The sequence below is a fragment of the Inquilinus sp. YAF38 genome (genome assembly GCF_052113205.1).
Lineage (GTDB): Bacteria > Pseudomonadota > Alphaproteobacteria > DSM-16000 > Inquilinaceae > Inquilinus.
This window is the reverse complement of record NZ_JBFRCU010000002.1, coordinates 139,588-156,600: the sequence shown is the minus strand read 5'-3', so window position 1 is coordinate 156,600 and position 17,013 is coordinate 139,588. Positions and strand designations below refer to the sequence as shown.

Genomic DNA, 17,013 nt, shown 5'->3' with positions numbered 1-17,013 from the left:
GGTGTCGACGGCATCAGCCGTTTGGCCGGAGCTCCTGCAGCAGTTCCTGCGCGACCATGAGATCGTGCGTATCCTGCCCTTCGGCGAAGCGATCATAGATGGGCGCCAGGAGCGCGAGCGCCTCGCGGGCCCGACCTTGATCCTTCCACAACCGTGCCAAGCTCGTCGCGGTCCGCAACTCCCACGCGATCGTCTGCTGCCGGCGGGCCCATTCGAGCGATCGGTGATAGTACAACTCGGCCTCCCGCGGCCCATCGGGCGCGCCGTAGGACAGGATCAGCTCGCCTTTGATCCTGAGGATCTCGGCGAAATACCATCGCTCATCATTCTGTTCGGATCGTGCCAGGGCTTCGTCGATCGCCGCCAGCCCCTCGGCAATGTTTCCGGCACGCCCGAGGGCAGAGGCGAACTCGCTCTGGAAGACGATGTAATAGACGCCGTACTGGATCTCGCGGAACTCTGCCAGGGCGGCTTCGAGTTCGGCCAGCCCACCATCGAGGTCACCGCGCTCGATGAGCAGGACGCCTCGGAAGCACCGGCCCCAGCCTTGCCAGAAACCGAGCCCTTCGGCCGCATTGTCGATCAGCATCGAGACGTAGCGCTCGACCAGCGCCCGATCGCCGACGAACAGGGCCACGGGGCACGCGGCGTGGACCAGGACTTGGCACAGGGTGAGGGTATCGTTCCCAGAGGCGGCGCCGTCGACGATGCTCTTGACCAGGAGCACGGCCTGCTTCGGCCGGCCCTGCAGCCACAGAATCCGGGCAAGAAAGCACCGGGCCATTGCGCGTTGGTCGAAAACAAAGCGGATCATCTGGGCGCCGATGACCGGAACCTCGTATCTGCTCAGCATGCGTTCGATGGTGTGCCGCGCCTCGGCCTGGTCGCCCAGGACATGCAGGATGTAGCCGACCATCCGGTCTCCCACCAGGATGCCGAGCTTGTCGCCGGCGCCGGCGGCAAGCTCGGAAAACCTCCTCGCGAGCGCCAGGGCCTCGCGGAACTCGCCCTTGTTCAGCAAGCCGGCCCACAGGCCCCACAGGGCCCGCAACTGGTAATCGCCATTCTCCTGCCGCTCGGAAGTTTCGAGAGCCCGGTTCCATGCAGCCAAGGTCTCCGTCCCCAGACCCTTCGTCTGCATCAAGGACCAGGCGCGCGCCGCGCGCAGGCGCATCTCCTGGTCCAGAGTCCGGCTGGTCTCGGGCGCGGCCAGGGCGCGGTCGACCCGTTCCTCGCACTCACTGGTGAGCGAAAGATGAAACCAGAGCGGGATGGCGAGGACCGTCAATGCGACGCCCGTTGCCACATCGCCGATGGGCGAAAAGGTCCAGTCGAGCGCGGCTCTGACATTGTCGATGTTGTGCCGGTAACGTGGGAGCCAATCGGTTGCGGGCTCGCGCTCCCATTCCCCATAGGCCTGTTCGAGCAAAGCCCGATAGTGCTCGGCGTGGCGCCGGGCAAACCGGTCTCTTTCGCCGCATTCGTCGAGCTTGACCAGCGCATAGGCTCGGGTGGTGTCGAGCAGGCGGTAAAGCGCCACGGCCGCATCCAGGCTGGCCGTGACCAACGATTTGGCGATCAGATCGGCGATCGCATCGACGATCTCGGATGGAGGGGTATCGCTGTCGGCCAGGACGGCGCTTGCCGATTCCATCGTGAACATGCCGGCAAACACGGCCAGGCGACGCAGGACGACCTGCTGCAACTCCGGCAGCAGGGCATAGCTCCAGTCGAGCGTGGTGTGCAGGGTCTGATGGCGGGGCAGGGCGGTGCGGCGACCGCGCAGCAACAGGCTGAAGCGTTCGTCGAGCCGGGCCGCGAGCCCGGCGACACCGAAGGTGTCGACGCGCCCCGCCACGATCTCGATGGCCAGAGCGATACCGTCGAGACGGCGGCATATCTCGGCGACCAGCGGTGCCTCAGGGTCGCCCAGCTCGAAAGCATCGAGACATGCGGCGGCACGCTCGACGAACAGCTGCACCGAGGGAAATGCCAGGGCCTCGGCGGCGGTGAGCTCGGTGCCGCTCTGCGGAAAGGCCAACGGCGCGAGCCGGTGTACGCGCTCGCCTTCGGAGCGCAGGGCTTCCCGGCTTGTCGCCAGGATATGGACCCTCGGGGCTCCCTTCAGAACATCTTCCGCCATCCTTGCGGCGGCCTCGACAAGGTGCTCGCAGTTGTCGAGCACGATCAGCAGGTGCTTTTCCCGCAGGAAGGCGATTACCGTCGACAGCGGCTGTTCCGAACCCACGCCGACTCCGAGGACGGTTGCCAGTGCGCCTGGCGCCAGCAGCGGATCGGACAGAGGGGCGAGGTCGACGAAGCGGACACCGTCCTCGAAGGTGCCGGCCAGGGTATCGGCGACGGCCACCGCGACGGTCGTCTTGCCGATACCGCCGGAGCCGACGATGGTGACGAAGCGCTGGCGGGTGATCTGGGCGGACAGGGCGGCCACAGTGTCGGAACGGCCGACCATGCGCGTGAGCGGCATCGGCAGATCCTGCCGCGCCTCGATCTTCTCGATCTGCGGGTCGACGCCGCCGAGCACCGGGCCGTGATGGACAGGCGCCACGAAGCTGTAGCCGCGGCCGGGGATGTTGGCGATGAAGCGCTTCCCGGCCTGTCCGTCGCCGAGGGCGCGGCGCAGGGCGGCGACGTGGACCTTCAGATTGCCTTCTTCCACGAAGGTGTTGGGCCATACGCGGTCGAGCAACTCCTGCTTGCTCAGGATCTGGCCGGGCCGCTCGAGAAGAGCCACGAGGATGTCGCGGGCACGGCTGCCGAGGTGGACGGGTTGGTCACCCTCGAGCAGCAGCCGTTGCGCGGGAAGCAGCCGGAAGGCGCCAAAGGAGATTTCGCTCGGCTTCCCAGCCTCGTACCCGGTCACTCGTCGCCCCTTCGGCTCGTGAGTCTGACGGCGCTTGCAAGACGCCCGATTCAAGCCGTGCGGGCTTTGTCCTGGCCGGCCTCATGCGTATCGTCCCGCGATCGACGGGCACGGTCAACGCCCGGTGCTGACGATCTGAGGGGCGAGGGCCTGCATTGCCTCCGACCCCGGAATCGTGGAATATTTTAATGTTGGACAAAAGACAGGTCTGGGAGGCACCAAATGGCATTCCGGAAGGGGCAGACATTCCTTCGGGGGGTGGAATTTACTCCTCAGTACTTAAACAATATCAACCGGCGCGACTTCATCACGCAAAGCGTGACGGCCGGGCTCGGCTTGGCCGGTGTCGGAGCCATCGCGAGGATGGGCAGCGGCGCAGCCTATGCGGCGGACCGCCCGCTGACGCCGACGATCTACCAATGGATCCAGGACCTCCACCCCGGGATCCCGGCGGTGAACGAGAAGTTTCCGGGGATCAACTACCAGATCGCGCCGGTCGAGGGGTTCGGTATCGAACGCTTCGTCGCCGAGGCGAAAAACAAGGAAAGCTCCTGGGACGTCTATGTCGGGCAGACGCCCTTCGTCGAGATGTCCGCCTTCGTCAAGGCCGATGTGATCGAACCCTGGGACAACTACATCCCGAAGGAGGTGATCGATGATCTCCTCCCCTCGATCCGCGAGGAATGCACGATCGACGGCAAGCTCTACAGCTGGCCGTTCCTTCTGGATGTGATCGGCACGGGCTGGCATTCCGGCCTGACGAGCGCCGCGGGACTGGCCGATGCGGCGCCGCCGACATGGGATGATTTTCTCTCCGCGGCCAAAATGATCATGGACAAGAAGGCTGCCCCCTGGGGGGCCACGTTCGACTGTCATGGCTGGCGCTCGCTGGCTCCGATCGCGCACAGCTTGAGCACCCATGTCTATACGCCGGACGGACTTTTCGACTTCACCAGCGAGCCTGCGATCGAGGCGCTGAAGCTGATGAAGCAGATCATGCAGCTCGCGAATCCCGATGTCCTGCTGGAAGGCACATCGGACGCCGGCGTCAACGGCACCCCTGACGAGGTCGCGTTCGCCGCGCAGCGCGTCGGCCTCTATTTCAAGTATTTTAATGCGCCGTTGCGGATGGCGGCGAACTGGGACGACCCGAAGGCGTTGCACCTCGGTCCGTTGCCCAGATTTGCCAATGGCGAAGGCTCGACGGTGTTCTGGACGACCGGCTGCGCATTGTTCAAGTACGGCCAGAACAAGGACAAGGCGGCGGAATACGTCAAGGCCCTGACCTATGACAGGCAGATCTGGAAAGACTCGATCATGGGGACGGCGAGCGGCCATCCGGGGCAGCTGCCGCCATACAAATCGATCTACGCCGAATGGCAGGCCAGCAAGCCCGACTGGATGCCGAACTTCGTGGGTTTGGTGCGGGACCAGCTCGACAGGGCCAAGGCGATCAACAATCACCTGTTCGGGCTGCAGCAGTTCGTCATCGGCAAGCCGATCTGGGAGAGCTACCTCAAGGGCGAGGAGGCGGACCCGAGAGTGGCCATGCAGAAGGTCGCCGAGGCAGTCAACGCCGAGGTGAAGAAGGGCTGACGCACGGCCGGCGGCCAAGTCGCCGAACGCGACATGTCGCTCCAGGGTAATCGTCGTGCATATTGCCGGACAGGTCGGCGAAGGCTGTGGCTCCAGGGGTCGCAGCCTCGCGGATGTGTGCGCAGAGTTCCAACAGGTTCGATGGCATGGAAGAGACGATCCCGTCCCCTTCGGCAACGGCGACTGCCTTGCACCGCCACGCGGTGCAGCTTCGCCGAGCGGCCGGCGCGTGGCTGTTCCTGCTGCCGGCCTTGGCGTTCTTCGCCCTGTATCAGCTCTATCCGATCCTGCGCGTGCTCTGGATCAGCTTCACCGACTATCAGGTCCTGTCCGACCAGCCCGCCAATTGGGTCTGGCTGAAGAACTATGGCGATGCCCTGCAGGACCCCTTGCTGTGGTCCGGTCTCGGGCGTGCGGCTCTGTTCACCGTCATGTTCCTGCCTGGAACGATCATCCTCCCGCTCCTCCTGGCAATCCTCGTCGACCGGGTGTCGAGCCCTCGCCTGGCGACCTTCTATCGCGTCGTCTTGTTGATTCCAGCCGTCATCCCGAGCACGCTGATATTCGTCTTATGGAAGTGGATGTACAATTACCAAGCAGGCCCGATTAATCACTTCCTTGTCGATACGCTCGGGCTGTTCACCCTGCACGATGCGCCGCAGTKGCTGGGCGGGACGCCGCTGACGCTGCCCTCGATCGCCATCATGGAAGTCTGGTGGGGCCTCGGCTACCACACCATTTTCTTCCTCGCCGGCCTCGCGGCGATCCCCAAGGATCTGCCTGATGCCGCACGCATCGACGGGGCGAATGAGTGGCAGATCTTCTGGTATGTCATCCGGCCGCGGCTTGCGCCGATCATGATGGTGCTGGTCGTCCTGCGCTTCGGCACGGCGATGGCGGTCATCGATGAGTATCTGATCTTCGGCGGCTTCAACCGCGCCTCGCCAACCTATACCTGGACGATCTTCATGTACGATCAGGCGTTCAAGCTCGGCCTCTGGAGGCAAGGCTACGCCGCGGCGATCGGCATGATCGGAGCCGTCGCCATGATGTGTGTCATGGTGCTGCTGCTCCGGGCTTTCCGCACCAAGGACTGACTGTGGGATCGAGCTGCCCATGAGCCCTGAACCCATCGATTACGCCGCGGGCGCGGCAATGCGGACGGCCGGCGGGACAGCCAGGCCGGGCTGGTCCAGGCGCAGGCGGGCCACGGTCGTCCGGCATGTGGTCATCAATCTGTTTCTGCTGATCATCGTGCTGCCGCTGGTCTGGGTCCTGCTGATGTCGGTAAAGACATTGCCGGATGCGATGCGCGGCGATTTCCTGCCGAGCCAGCTTGACTTCAGCCATTACCCTTATGTGTTCGAGCGCATCGCGACGTTGCCCACCAACCTGTTCAACAGCATCTACGTCACGTTCAGCGCAGTTCTGATCACCATGTTCTGCTCGGTCACGGCCGGTTATGCGCTCGTCCACCTCAGGCCGCGCGGCTCCGGCAAGGTGATCGCCTTGTTGCTGGTCTCACTCTACTTCCCCGTTCGCGTCGTGTCGCTGATCAGCATCTACGAGACCCAGCGTTGGCTCGGCCTGATCAACGATACTGCCGGCCTCATCCTGCCCTATGTGACCCTTCAGTTGGCGATCAGCGTCCTGATCATGCGCAGCATGTTCCAGCTCGTCCCGCATGAAATCATCGACGCCGCGCGGGTCGACGGCGCCGGTCCCTGGCGCACGCTCTGGATGGTGGGCCTGCCGATGGTGCGCAACGGCCTCGTCGTCATCTTCATCGTCAATTTCGTCGCCGCATGGGGTGAGTATCTGCTGTGCGTGACGCTGGTCGACGACCAGGCGAGGCGCACGATGCCGGTCGTCCTGGCCGTGGCTCAGGGCGRTCAAGGCCAATGGGCCTGGCCCAACCTCGCGGCCGTGTACATCATTGTGACCATGCCCGGCATCATCGCGTTCGCATTCGCCCAGAGGCTGTTCTTCAAGGGCTTGGCTGAAGGCGCGATGAAGCTGTAGCGGGATCGCCCGGCAGGGGAGGGCGTGGGCCGCGTCGGTCGCGAGCCGGCCTCAGTGTGTGCCGCTGTCGGCGGATATCGCCACGGCATTTCTCAGACGGATTCGTTTCTGCGCGTCCTGTTCGACGAAGCCGGACACGCTGATATGGCACGCCGTCAGGGGCCCGGTGTCGGTGCAATGCTTCAGTGCCTGCCGCAGGCTTGCACGATCGAAGGTCGCGGGGTCGATCGAAACTCTGCCGCGGCCTGACTCGGCGTAGCATCCCGCGGCATCGCTGATGAAACCGGCGATACGACATCCGGTGAGGGTGACCTGTGAACCCAGCAGCGTCATCGGGTCGGCCAGGAACGTGTCGACGTCGACGCCGGTGGCCGGCGTCGCACTCGGTCGGTCTGCCGGGTTCTGGCCCAGTCCCGGCCCGGCCGCACCGACAATACCCGCACCCATCGCAAGCCCGATAGCGGCTGCCATGGGCAGCTTGCCGGAGCCGGAGAGTCTGTGCTGCATGGTCCGCTCCTCGAATCCGGATCAGATTGCCGCTCGCCGGCGGGAGCACGCAACTCGCCGGAACGGGTCTATGCGCATAGGCGATTGCTTCTGAAGGGCGGTCGAAGGCTGAGCTTCGTCGCCATCGCGATCAGGTCGGCCAGGGAATTCGCCTCCATCTTGCGCATGACCCTGCCGCGATGGGCCTTCACGGTGATTTCGCTGATGCCCAGCTCGAAGCCGACCTGCTTGTTGAGGAGCCCGGTGACGACCAGCGCCAAGACCTCCTGCTCGCGACCGCTGAGCGACTCGTGACGCCTTCGGAGGGCGAGCAGTTCCGCTTCATGCTCCAGCCCAGTCCTGCTGGCTTCGAGAGCGCGACCGATCGCCGTCAGGAGCTCCTCGTCGTCGAACGGCTTCATGAAGAACTCGGCCGCGCCGGCTTTCATGGCCTGGACCGCGATCGGGACGTCGCTGTAGCCGGTCAGGAAGATGACCGGCATTTCGCTGCGCTCCGCCTTGATGCGTCTCTGAAGCTCGAGACCGCTCAGGTCGGGAAGGCGAAGATCCAGGACAACGCAGCTCGGGACCGAGATATGGGGCCGCTCCAGGAACCCGAATGCAGATCCGAAAGCCTCCGCCCGCCAGCCCGAAATCCGGATGAGATCGGCAAGAGACTCGCGGGCGGCCATGTCATTGTCGACGATGAAGACGGTCGGCGTCCGGTCGGCATCCGACGACGGCGGAGCGCTCGCGACGATGCGGCTCGCTGGCATGCCGCGACCCAAGCCCAGATCAAGCAGCTTCCCGCGTTCCAGGAAGTCGATGCGAGCCGGCTCAGTGGCTCTGCTCCGCGCAAGGCCGATCTCCGGGAGAGGGCTGCAGCGGATCTGGGCGGACGCACTGTGATATGAATGTGAGATCATGTGTCCCTCCTCTGATTTATTGCTCGTGCGTCTCGGCTGTCCCGACTGACGGCCGGGCTTCAATCCAGGACAGAGCGCAGGGCGGCGACCGCCTGGGCGATGGCGCTTCGCGTTGCCGGCGTGTCGGCCAGCGCGTTCAGCATGACGAACCCGTGAACGGTGCCGTTGTAGCGGACCGAGGTCACCCTGACGCCGGCACGAAGGAGCTGGCGGGCATAGCCTTCGCCCTCGTCGCGGAGCACATCGTTCTCCGCGATGATGACCAGCGCATCGGGCAAGCCCCGCAATTGGTCGATGGAGGCCCGCAGGGGCGCGGCGGTGATCTCGTTTCGTGAGGCGACATCCGGGAGATAGGCATCCCAGAATCGTTCCATGGCATTTTTCGTCAGCCACGGCCCATTCGCGAAGGTCTGGTACGAGGATGTGGCGAAATCGGCATCCGTGATCGGATAGAACAGGACCTGCAGATCGATCTTGGGCCCACGGCGTTGCATCGCCAGCAGAGTGACGGCGGCGGCCATGTTGCCGCCCGCGCCGTCGCCGACGACCGCGAGCCTGGTCGGGTCCACGCCAAGGCTCTCGCCATGCGCGGCAACATGAGCGGTGACGGCATAGATCTGCTCCAGAGCGACCGGATAGCGTGCTTCGGGTGAGCGGTCGTATTCCACGAAGAACAGCGCCGCGCTCGCGGCAACGGCCAGCTCTCGCACGATCCGATCGTGAGTATCGGCGTCCCCGAGGCACCAACCGCCGCCATGGATGTAGACGATGACGGGTAAGAGTCGCTGCGTATCGCTGGGCCGGAAGATCCTGACGACCACGGATCCGGTCGGCCCGACCGGAAAGGTCGTGTCCTCGATCTGAGCAGAGGGCCGCCCGACGGCGCCAGCTTGAATCCGGACCAGCGCTTGGCGCGCTTCCTCGGGCGATCGGCGGCACAGATCGGGGTTCTCGCCGACCGTATCGAGAAAGTCCTGCGTTATCGGCTCGAGAACCCAACCTGCGTCGTTCATTCTGTGACCTCGGCTCGCGCATCTGAGGTTGGCCACGAAGGCGCCTCGACCGAAGAAATGCTGCGCCTGTTCGACCATCGGTTCGAGTTAAGACTGGTAAATCCGAGGGTTGGGTGTCGCGCCCAACGGATCCGCCGCCGCAGCCCTTGTCGCAGCGCCGAAAAGCTGCGCTCGTGCGAGGTCGCTGCATCGACCACTGCGGTTAACCCCCTTTAACGAGGACTAACTGGGCAGCGCCTGCGGGTCGGCATCAGGATCTGAGCATTCCCATCCGGCGCCGGGCCGGTGCCGGTCGGGCGGCGGAGCATCCGCTCCTTCCCGGCTCTCTGCAAAGGTCGCATCCCTCATGGACATCATCAGCTCATCCGAAACGATCGACCGGCAGCGTCGCCATTTGCTTGGCGCCGCCGCGCTCGCCCTCGCCGCTGCTCCACTGGGCACGATCGCCGCGCGCGCCCAGTCCGCAGGATCGGGCGCGTCCTTCGCCGCGCTGAAGCAAGTCGATGCCGGCGTGCTGAACGTCGGATATGCCGAGGCCGGCCCGGCTGACGGAGCACCGGTCCTGCTCCTGCACGGCTGGCCTTACGACATCCACAGCTATGCCGATGTCGCGCCCTTGCTCGCATCCGCCGGCCATCGCGTGATCGTGCCGTATCTGCGCGGCCACGGCACGACGCGCTTCCTGTCCGGCGCGACCGCTCGCAACGGCCAGCAGTCGGCGATCGCCGTCGACATCCTTGCCCTGATGGACGCCCTCAAGATCGAGACGGCGACGATCGCCGGGTTCGATTGGGGCGCGCGGACGGCGGATATCATCGCCGCCCTCTGCCCGGAGCGCTGCAAGGCCCTGGTCTCGGTCAGCGGCTATCTGATCGGCAGTCAGAAGGCCGGCGGAATGCCCTTGCCGCCGAAGGCCGAGCTGCAGTGGTGGTATCAATATTATTTCGCCACCGAACGCGGCCGGGCCGGCTATGAGCAGTACCGGCGCGACTTCGCGCGGCTCATCTGGCAGCTCGCATCGCCGAAATGGGCCTTCGACGACGCCACCTTCGATCGCAGCGCCGCCGCCTTCGACAACCCGGATCATGTCGCGATCGTGATTCACAACTACCGCTGGCGGCTGGGTTTGGCCGAGGGCGAGGCGCGGTACGACGATCTCGAACGGCGGCTGGCGGAAGCGCCGGTGATCGGCGTTCCGACGATCACCCTGGAAGGCGACGCCAACGGCGCGCCGCATCCCGAACCCGCGGCGTACCGCCAGAAATTCTCCGGCCCCTACGAGCACCGGACGCTGACCGGCGGGATCGGCCACAACCTGCCACAGGAAGCACCGCGGGCCTTTGCCCAGGCGGTCATCGATGTGGCCGAGGCCTGACCGGCGGCCGCCAACCCGAGGAATACAGATCACGTACAGCAGGCCGCGCTGCGGCCCAAGGAGGTGACCCATGGCCGACATCGTCTATCCGCATGAGAGGACAGCGCTTCTCTTCGTCGACCCCTACAATGACTTCCTGTCCGAAGGCGGGAAGATCTATCCGCGCGTCAAGGAGGTCGCGGATGAGAACGGGCTTCTCGACAATCTGCGCCGGGTGAGCGGCGCGGCCCGTGCGGCGGGGATCCAGGTGGTGATCGTGCCGCACCGGCGGTGGGAGCCGGGCGACTATGAGGATTGGGGCCACCCCAATCCGACCCAGCGGGCGATCATGCATCGCCACAGCTTCGCCCGCGGCGAATGGGGCGGCGACTGGCATCCGGACTTCGCGCCGCAGCCGGGCGACATCGTCGTCAAGGAGCATTGGGGCCAGAGCGGCTTCGCCAACACCGACCTGGATTTCCGGCTGAAGCAGAAGGGGATCACCCATGTGATCCTGGTCGGGCTCCTGGCCAACACCTGCATCGAATCCACCGGCCGCTTCGCCATGGAGCTTGGCTATCACGTGACCCTGGTGCGCGACGCGACCGCCGCCTTCTCCCACGACATGATGCATGCCGCGCATGAGCTGAACGGGCCGACCTTCGCCCACGCCGTCCTGACGGCGGCGGAGGTGATCGCAGCCTTGCCCGGACCGTCCGAGCCGCTCGCCAAGACTGCCTGATCGCTCGTCCGGCACGCGCGCCGCCCAGCGGCAGGACCGTAGCCGCGGCCCGACACTCATCGAAAGGAGACAGACATGGACGATAACGAGATCGTCGACTCGAGCTTTACCGCGATCATCGATGCGCCGATCGAGAAGATCGACATTCCCAAATGGTGCTTCACGCTGGCCGATAAGGACTACCAGGGCTGTTCACCGGCGCATATCGCGGCAGGTTTCACCACGGCGCCGGATGGAAAGCGCATGTCGATCAATGTCGAGATCATCGGCGGAAGCCTGATGGTCCAGCACTATGTCGAGACGCTCGGCGAGAAAGACCATCTGATCCTGGAATCGGTTTCCGACGTCTTCACCCCGACCGGCCGGACGACCATCCACATCCGCTGGGAGCTGAGCGTGAAGGCGATCGACAGGGAAAGATGCGAGTTCACCAATCGGGTCCGGTCTCGCGCGACGCCGGAGTTCATGGAGTTCCTCGGCCGGCAGGGCATCCCCTTCGACGTCTTCAAAGCCCAGCGCCAGCCGATGTCGATCTATCACAACAAGTCGGAAACGCCGCTCTTCGCCGCCAGCATCGAGCGCGCCGCGCTCAACAGCTAGCGTTCCGCCGGCGCCGGAACACCGTGGCGGCCCGGGGATCCAGCAAGCCCTGGGCCGTTTTTGCTCTGGCTCACGAGCGGCAGCGAGCGGTTCGACAGAGCGCAAAAGAAATGCGGCCCGGCCGCAGGCGAGGCTTCAACTCGTGTGGCCGGGCCGCCAGCGCTGCTGGGCTAACGACAGCGCCTCGAGGTTGTGGCCGCTTCATGGGGGGAATGAAGGCTGGGCCACGTGCCGCGTTCGGGGGGAGGAACAGCGGCGAAGCAGAGAGTAGTCGATCCCTGGCTGCCCCTAAATCATATGAAAGTATCGGTCCTCTGCTTCCTATGGCCGGGTCGGCGCCGCTTCCGGCGACCTGATCCTCGCACCGTTGATGGGCGCATTCGCGCGCGGCGGACGCTTTGACCATGCCGATTAACATCGCTTAACGAGTCCTAACTGGCTGGGTCCCGTGGATCAGCGTCAAAGTGTACGCAGCAGACAAGCTGGTCGAGCACGTATCTGAAGCTGATCTACGAGAACCAACTCGACGGAGGTGGCCATCTCGCGCCCGGAAGCTGCCAGCCCCTCGGCGTCGAACCGCGCTCGGCCCGGCCTCTGCGCGAAACAGGTCTGATGCGCCAGCCCCAGAAGGGGGCCTGCTTGCGGCCGTCAGCGGCGCTTCACGCAACCGAGACATGGAGGGTGATCATGCAACTCGACCAGCCGCTCCCACGGAGGTCGGCATCGTTGCCGTCGCAGCGAAGGAGCGCGGCGGACCAAGCGCTCGTCATCATCGTCGATGATCAGGAATGCGTTCGGGAGGGGCTGTCGGAGCTGATCCTGTCGGCGGGTCTCCAGCCGGTCTGCTTCGCGTCAGCCCGCGAATTCCTCGACGCCGACGTATTGGACAGCCCCGGTTGCATGATCCTCGACGTACGGATGCCGGGGGCGAGCGGTCTCGATCTGCAGCGGATTCTCGGCCAGAACGGCGATCCCAAGCCGATCATTTTCCTGACCGGTCATGGCGATATTCCGATGACGGTCCAGGCGATGAAGGCCGGCGCCGTGGATTTCCTCACCAAGCCGGTGCGCGACCAGACGCTGCTGGACGCCGTGTTTGCGGGCGTCGCGATTGATGCCGCACAGCGCACCAAGGCCCGGATCGCCCGGCTGCATGCCGACCGCTACAAGACCCTGACCCTGCGCGAGCGGCAGGTGATGTGCGCCGTGGCGTTGGGGCGCCTGAACAAGCAGATCGCCTACGACCTCGGCATCAGCGAGGTCACCGTCAAGCTCCACCGCAGCAACGCCATGCGCAAGATGCAGCTGACCTCGGTCGGCGAGGTCGTTCGCGTCTGGGAGGTGCTGCCGGCCGAGATGCGCGAGAGGCAGGCGGCGTGACGTGGGTGGCGGCGAGATTTGAGGCCTGACGCTCCGGATCGCCCAGGGAGCCGGCGGGCATCGGCACAGCGCGTTTGATCGGAAGGGGATCATCGATGACCTATGCTCTGAACGTGAACGGCAAGACCCATCCGGTCGATGTGGATGGGGACATCCCGCTGCTGTGGGTGCTGCGGGACGTCATCGGCCTGACCGGGACCAAGTTCGGCTGCGGCATCGCCATGTGCGGCGCCTGCACGGTCCATCTCGACGGGCAGGCGGTGCGGTCCTGCGTCACTCCTGTTGCCGATGCCGCGTCATTCGCGATCACCACCGTCGAGGCGATCGGCGAGACCGATGCGGGCGCCCGCATCCAGAAGGCGTGGCTCGCGGACGAGGTGGTGCAGTGCGGCTACTGCCAGTCCGGCCAGATCATGTCGGCGACCGCCCTGCTCGTGGCCAACCCCGAACCGACCGACGCGGATATCGACGCCGTGATGGCCGGCAACATCTGCCGCTGCGGCACCTATCCGCGCATCCGCGCGGCGATCAAGCGGGCCGCCGGCCTGACGCTGACCGGGGAGGGCCGCTGACATGGGCATCCTCGCCGCCACCGTCTCCGGCCAGGTCTCGCGCCGATCCTTCCTGATCTCGGCCGCGCTGGCGGGCGGCAGCCTCGTCATCGGCCCGCGCTTCGCCGCGGCCGCCGGGACGTTCACCCCGAACCCGTTCATCCGCATCCCGTCGGCCGGCCCGGTCGAGTTGGTGATCGCCTCCGCCGAAATGGGGCAGGGGGTCTACAGCGGCATCGCCACGCTGATCGCCGAGGAGCTGGAGGTTCCGCTGGACCAGGTCCGGGCCATCCCGGCCCCTGCCGACCCCTCGCGCTATGCGCATCCCATGCTCGGCGACCAGATTACCGGCGGTTCGGTCACCATCCGCGGCTTCTGGGAGCCGATGCGCCGCGCCGGCGCCGCGGCCCGGATGATGCTGGTCGCCGCCGCCGCCCGGGACTGGGGCGTCCCCGTCTCGGCCTGCCGGGCCGAGGCGGGCGAGGTGGTCCATCCCGAAAGTGGCCGCCGCATCGCCTATGGCGCGCTCGCCGGCAAGGCGGCGCGGGAGCCGGTGCCGGAGCAGATCACCCTCAAATCCGAGGCGGAGTTCAAGCTTATCGGCAAGAAGGCGCCGCGCCTCGACACCCCGGGCAAGGTCAACGGCACGGCCAGGTTCGGGCTCGATGCCCACCCATCCGGGGTGAAGTTCGCAGCGATCGCCGTCTGCCCGACCTTCGGCGGAACGCTGAAGGCGGTGGATGACGGCGAGGCGCTCCAGGTCAAAGGCGTGCGCCAGGTCGTCCGGCTGAGCGACGCGGTCGCCGTCGTGGCCGACCATACGGGGGCCGCACGCAAAGGGCTCGCCGCGCTGCGCATCATCTGGGATCCGGGGGCGAATGGCAGCCTGACGACCACTGAGCTCGAGCGCCGCATCGACATCGCTATGGCGAGCGGCGAGGCGCTGGTGGCGCATGAGAGCGGGACCAGCGCCGGGGCCGCCGGCTTGCGCGGGATCGAAGCCGTCTACCGCATGCCCATCCTCGCTCATACGGCGATGGAGCCGATGAACTGCACGGTCCATGTGCGGCCGGACTCCTGCGAGGTCTGGGTCGGCACGCAGGTGGCAGGCCGTGCCCGCCAGGCGGCGGCGCAGGTCACCGGCCTGCCGGTCGAGAAGGTGTTGGTCCACAACCACCTGCTCGGCGGCGGGTTCGGCCGGCGCCTCGATCACGACGGCATCGTCATGGCGACGCGGGTGGCGCAGCAGGTGGACGGGCCGGTGCAGGTGGTCTGGAGCCGGGAGGAGGACATCCGCCATGACTCCTATCGCTATCTCAATCTGAGCCGTCTCGACATCAGACTCGGTCCCGATGGCCTGCCGGTCTCGTGGCGGCATCGGGTGGTCGGTCCCGCGATCATGGCGCGGTTCCTGCCGATCCTGTTCAAGGACGGCATCGACCTCGACATCACCGGCGGTGCCGAAAGCCCCTATGACATCCCGAACAAGCGGGTGGAGTATGTCCGGCACGAGGCGCCGGAGGGCATGCTGACCGGCAACTGGCGCGGCGTCGGCCCCACCCGCAACGCCCCGCCGGTCGAGGGCGGCATCGACGAGGCGGCGCATCTGGCCGGCCGCGATCCGGTGGCATATCGCCGCCAGCTGCTGGGCAAGGCGCCTCGGCTGCGGGGTGTGCTGGACCTCGCCGCGGAGCAGGCCGGCTGGGGCACGCCGCTCGGCGCCGATCGCGGCCGCGGCGTCGCCGTGACGGCGGATTTCGGCAGCTTCGCCGCCCTGGTCGCGCAGGTACATGTCGACAAGGATGGCGGCTTGAAGGTCGAGCGCATGGTCTGCGCCATCGATTGCGGCCAGGCCGTCAACCCCGACATCCTGCGGCAGCAGGTCGAGGGCGGCATCATCTATGGCCTGAGCGCCGCGTTCTACGGCCGGCTCACCATTGCCGATGGGGCGGTCGTCGAGGGCAATTTCGACGACTCGCCGGTGCTGCGCATTCATGAGTGCCCGCCGATCGAAGTCCACATCGTATCGAGCACCGAACCGCCGGGCGGGGTCGGCGAGCTCGGCACGCCGGGAGTCGCGCCGGCCCTGATGAACGCGATCTTCGCGGCGACCGGGAAGCGTCTGCGGGATCTGCCGATCGATACCCGCCAGTTGGGGAGGGCGTGATCATGCCGAAGCGTTCACGCCAGATCGGGCTGCTCGCGCTGGCCTCGACCATTTCCGCCGCCATCACGCTCGGGATCGGATCCGGCATCGCCGACTCCGCGCCCGAGGATCCGGGCCGCCAGCTGCAGGGCGTCGCCGCGTTCCAGTCGATCGCGGATGTCGGCGACCGCTCCCGCGCCCTCTTCACCGAGGCGGCGAAGGTCATCACCGACCCGCGCTGCATGAACTGCCACCCGGTCACCGGCCGGCCCACCCAGGGCGACGACCTGCATCCGCATGTGCCCTTCATGCAGGCGGGCGCCAGCCGCATCGGGGTGGACGGCCTGGCCTGCAGCACCTGCCATCGCGCGGAGAACACGACCGTCCTGGGCAGCCGCATCCGCTCCATCCCGGGCAACGCGCACTGGTCGCTGGCGCCGGACAGCATGGGCTGGCAGGGGCATTCGCTCGGCTATATCTGCCGGCAGATCCAGGATCCCGTGCGCAACGGCGGCCGCAGCCTGGCCCAGATCCGGCAGCACCTGGCCGAGGATCATCTCGTGGCCTGGGCGTGGCATCCGGGCGAAGGGCGGCGGCCCGCACCCGGCACCCAGGCCGAGCTCGGCGCACTTGTCGCCGCCTGGATCGAGACGGGCGCCGAATGCCCGCCCGAGTGACGCGGCGGGACCGCCGGATCAGCGACTACGACGGCACGGCCGGCGCCGCGCGCAGCCGGGCGGCCGATCTCAATCACGACCAACTGGGTGACCCTGACAAGCTCGCAGCCGTGCTGGTGGCCTTCGCCGACGTGCCTAACCCGCCGATCCGCCTGCCGCTGGGCAGCGACACCATCGCCGCGAACGAGGCCGAGCATGCCTCCGACGCTGCGATCCTTGCAGATTGGCGGTCCGTGGCTGCCTCGACCGACTTCGTCTCAAGCCGATCCGGTTGACGCCGGCCGGAACTGCGAGTGAGCATCCAGCTCACCGGCGCCATCGCACTGGCGGCTTCGGATTTCGCATTGCCGCCGCGCGGCACCGCCAATCTCGAGAACCACCGGATCAGCTATCGCAGGGTGGCTGGTCCATCTCTCGCGACTACTCGGTCGGGACCCTTGCGGGCCATCCTGCCTCAATCCGGCTGTCGTCAGATATTGGAGGATAAATGTCCTATATCGGATTCTCCATACCTGCGATTCTTGCATAATAATTCTGCGAAATACGGCTTTATGCTTTCTACAGTTATTGAAATTCTCTTTTTAAGATCTGTTAGTCTGGCCGATATTTAGGAGAAATGGAAACAAGATATCAAAT

The 17,013-nt window shown here is 66.0% G+C and carries 16 protein-coding genes; 12 read left to right on the top strand and 4 right to left on the bottom strand.

What is annotated here, in order from left to right; genetic code table 11:
• Positions 1–13: 13 nt before the first annotated feature.
• On the bottom strand, positions 14–2,884 hold the full coding sequence (locus tag AB4Z01_RS01620; RefSeq protein WP_441689814.1) for an ATP-binding protein: 2,871 nt from the start codon (positions 2,882–2,884) through the stop codon (positions 14–16).
• Between the two features lie 222 nt (positions 2,885–3,106).
• Between AB4Z01_RS01620 and AB4Z01_RS01615 the strand changes: the two genes are divergently transcribed.
• The 3 genes from AB4Z01_RS01615 (at position 3,107) to AB4Z01_RS01605 (ending at position 6,502) form a co-directional block, all read left to right on the top strand.
• Positions 3,107–4,480 (top strand): ABC transporter substrate-binding protein, encoded by a 1,374-nt coding sequence (locus AB4Z01_RS01615; protein ID WP_441689812.1) that lies wholly within the window; start codon positions 3,107–3,109, stop codon positions 4,478–4,480.
• Positions 4,481–4,626: 146 nt separating this feature from the next.
• Entirely contained in the window at positions 4,627–5,577 is a 951-nt protein-coding gene (locus AB4Z01_RS01610) for a carbohydrate ABC transporter permease (protein WP_441689811.1), read from the top strand.
• 19 nt (positions 5,578–5,596) lie between these two features.
• On the top strand, positions 5,597–6,502 hold the full coding sequence (locus AB4Z01_RS01605) for a carbohydrate ABC transporter permease (RefSeq protein ID WP_441689809.1): 906 nt from the start codon (positions 5,597–5,599) through the stop codon (positions 6,500–6,502).
• A gap of 51 nt (positions 6,503–6,553) precedes the next feature.
• On the opposite strand, the gene AB4Z01_RS01600 is transcribed toward AB4Z01_RS01605, so the two are convergent.
• The 3 genes from AB4Z01_RS01600 to AB4Z01_RS01590 all read right to left on the bottom strand — a co-directional run bounded on the left by AB4Z01_RS01600 (position 6,554) and on the right by AB4Z01_RS01590 (position 8,927).
• Entirely contained in the window at positions 6,554–7,009 is a 456-nt protein-coding gene (locus tag AB4Z01_RS01600) for a hypothetical protein (protein ID WP_441689807.1), read from the bottom strand.
• 68 nt (positions 7,010–7,077) lie between these two features.
• Positions 7,078–7,914 (bottom strand): response regulator transcription factor, encoded by an 837-nt coding sequence (locus AB4Z01_RS01595; RefSeq protein ID WP_441689806.1) that lies wholly within the window; start codon positions 7,912–7,914, stop codon positions 7,078–7,080.
• Positions 7,915–7,973: 59 nt separating this feature from the next.
• On the bottom strand, positions 7,974–8,927 hold the full coding sequence (locus AB4Z01_RS01590; protein ID WP_441689804.1) for an alpha/beta hydrolase: 954 nt from the start codon (positions 8,925–8,927) through the stop codon (positions 7,974–7,976).
• Positions 8,928–9,273: 346 nt separating this feature from the next.
• Between AB4Z01_RS01590 and AB4Z01_RS01585 the strand changes: the two genes are divergently transcribed.
• The 9 genes from AB4Z01_RS01585 to AB4Z01_RS01545 all read left to right on the top strand — a co-directional run bounded on the left by AB4Z01_RS01585 (position 9,274) and on the right by AB4Z01_RS01545 (position 16,988).
• Complete coding sequence (locus AB4Z01_RS01585; RefSeq protein ID WP_441689802.1) at positions 9,274–10,302, top strand: alpha/beta fold hydrolase; 1,029 nt, start codon at positions 9,274–9,276, stop codon at positions 10,300–10,302.
• Between the two features lie 70 nt (positions 10,303–10,372).
• The gene (locus AB4Z01_RS01580) at positions 10,373–11,023 is read left to right on the top strand and encodes an isochorismatase family cysteine hydrolase (protein WP_441689800.1); all 651 of its coding nucleotides are present in this window, start codon (positions 10,373–10,375) and stop codon (positions 11,021–11,023) included.
• 75 nt (positions 11,024–11,098) lie between these two features.
• A complete protein-coding gene (locus AB4Z01_RS01575) occupies positions 11,099–11,623 on the top strand; it encodes a hypothetical protein (protein WP_441689799.1) in 525 nt (174 codons plus the stop codon).
• Positions 11,624–12,310: 687 nt separating this feature from the next.
• Positions 12,311–13,003: a response regulator transcription factor gene (locus AB4Z01_RS01570; protein ID WP_441689798.1), complete on the top strand. Its 693-nt coding sequence runs from the start codon at positions 12,311–12,313 to the stop codon at positions 13,001–13,003.
• 95 nt (positions 13,004–13,098) lie between these two features.
• Positions 13,099–13,575 (top strand): (2Fe-2S)-binding protein, encoded by a 477-nt coding sequence (locus AB4Z01_RS01565; RefSeq protein ID WP_441689796.1) that lies wholly within the window; start codon positions 13,099–13,101, stop codon positions 13,573–13,575.
• Position 13,576: 1 nt separating this feature from the next.
• The gene (locus tag AB4Z01_RS01560) at positions 13,577–15,721 is read left to right on the top strand and encodes a molybdopterin cofactor-binding domain-containing protein (RefSeq protein ID WP_441689794.1); all 2,145 of its coding nucleotides are present in this window, start codon (positions 13,577–13,579) and stop codon (positions 15,719–15,721) included.
• Between the two features lie 2 nt (positions 15,722–15,723).
• Entirely contained in the window at positions 15,724–16,377 is a 654-nt protein-coding gene (locus tag AB4Z01_RS01555) for a hypothetical protein (RefSeq protein WP_441689792.1), read from the top strand.
• Positions 16,362–16,652 carry a hypothetical protein gene (locus AB4Z01_RS01550; RefSeq protein WP_441689791.1) on the top strand — a complete coding sequence of 97 codons (291 nt, stop codon included), beginning with the start codon at positions 16,362–16,364 and terminating at the stop codon, positions 16,650–16,652. Before AB4Z01_RS01555 ends, AB4Z01_RS01550 begins: the two co-directional genes overlap by 16 nt.
• Before the next feature lie 18 nt (positions 16,653–16,670).
• The gene (locus AB4Z01_RS01545; protein ID WP_441689789.1) at positions 16,671–16,988 is read left to right on the top strand and encodes a hypothetical protein; all 318 of its coding nucleotides are present in this window, start codon (positions 16,671–16,673) and stop codon (positions 16,986–16,988) included.
• Positions 16,989–17,013 lie beyond the last annotated feature (25 nt).

Coding starts and splice junctions, on each gene's coding strand:
- AB4Z01_RS01615 (WP_441689812.1), top strand. CDS start 3,107: ATGGCATTCCGGAAGGGGCAGACATTCCTTCGGGGGGTGGAATTTACT.
- AB4Z01_RS01600 (WP_441689807.1), bottom strand. CDS start 7,009: ATGCAGCACAGACTCTCCGGCTCCGGCAAGCTGCCCATGGCAGCCGCT.
- AB4Z01_RS01595 (WP_441689806.1), bottom strand. CDS start 7,914: ATGATCTCACATTCATATCACAGTGCGTCCGCCCAGATCCGCTGCAGC.
- AB4Z01_RS01590 (WP_441689804.1), bottom strand. CDS start 8,927: ATGAACGACGCAGGTTGGGTTCTCGAGCCGATAACGCAGGACTTTCTC.
- AB4Z01_RS01585 (WP_441689802.1), top strand. CDS start 9,274: ATGGACATCATCAGCTCATCCGAAACGATCGACCGGCAGCGTCGCCAT.
- AB4Z01_RS01580 (WP_441689800.1), top strand. CDS start 10,373: ATGGCCGACATCGTCTATCCGCATGAGAGGACAGCGCTTCTCTTCGTC.
- AB4Z01_RS01575 (WP_441689799.1), top strand. CDS start 11,099: ATGGACGATAACGAGATCGTCGACTCGAGCTTTACCGCGATCATCGAT.
- AB4Z01_RS01570 (WP_441689798.1), top strand. CDS start 12,311: ATGCAACTCGACCAGCCGCTCCCACGGAGGTCGGCATCGTTGCCGTCG.
- AB4Z01_RS01565 (WP_441689796.1), top strand. CDS start 13,099: ATGACCTATGCTCTGAACGTGAACGGCAAGACCCATCCGGTCGATGTG.
- AB4Z01_RS01560 (WP_441689794.1), top strand. CDS start 13,577: ATGGGCATCCTCGCCGCCACCGTCTCCGGCCAGGTCTCGCGCCGATCC.
- AB4Z01_RS01555 (WP_441689792.1), top strand. CDS start 15,724: ATGCCGAAGCGTTCACGCCAGATCGGGCTGCTCGCGCTGGCCTCGACC.
- AB4Z01_RS01550 (WP_441689791.1), top strand. CDS start 16,362: ATGCCCGCCCGAGTGACGCGGCGGGACCGCCGGATCAGCGACTACGAC.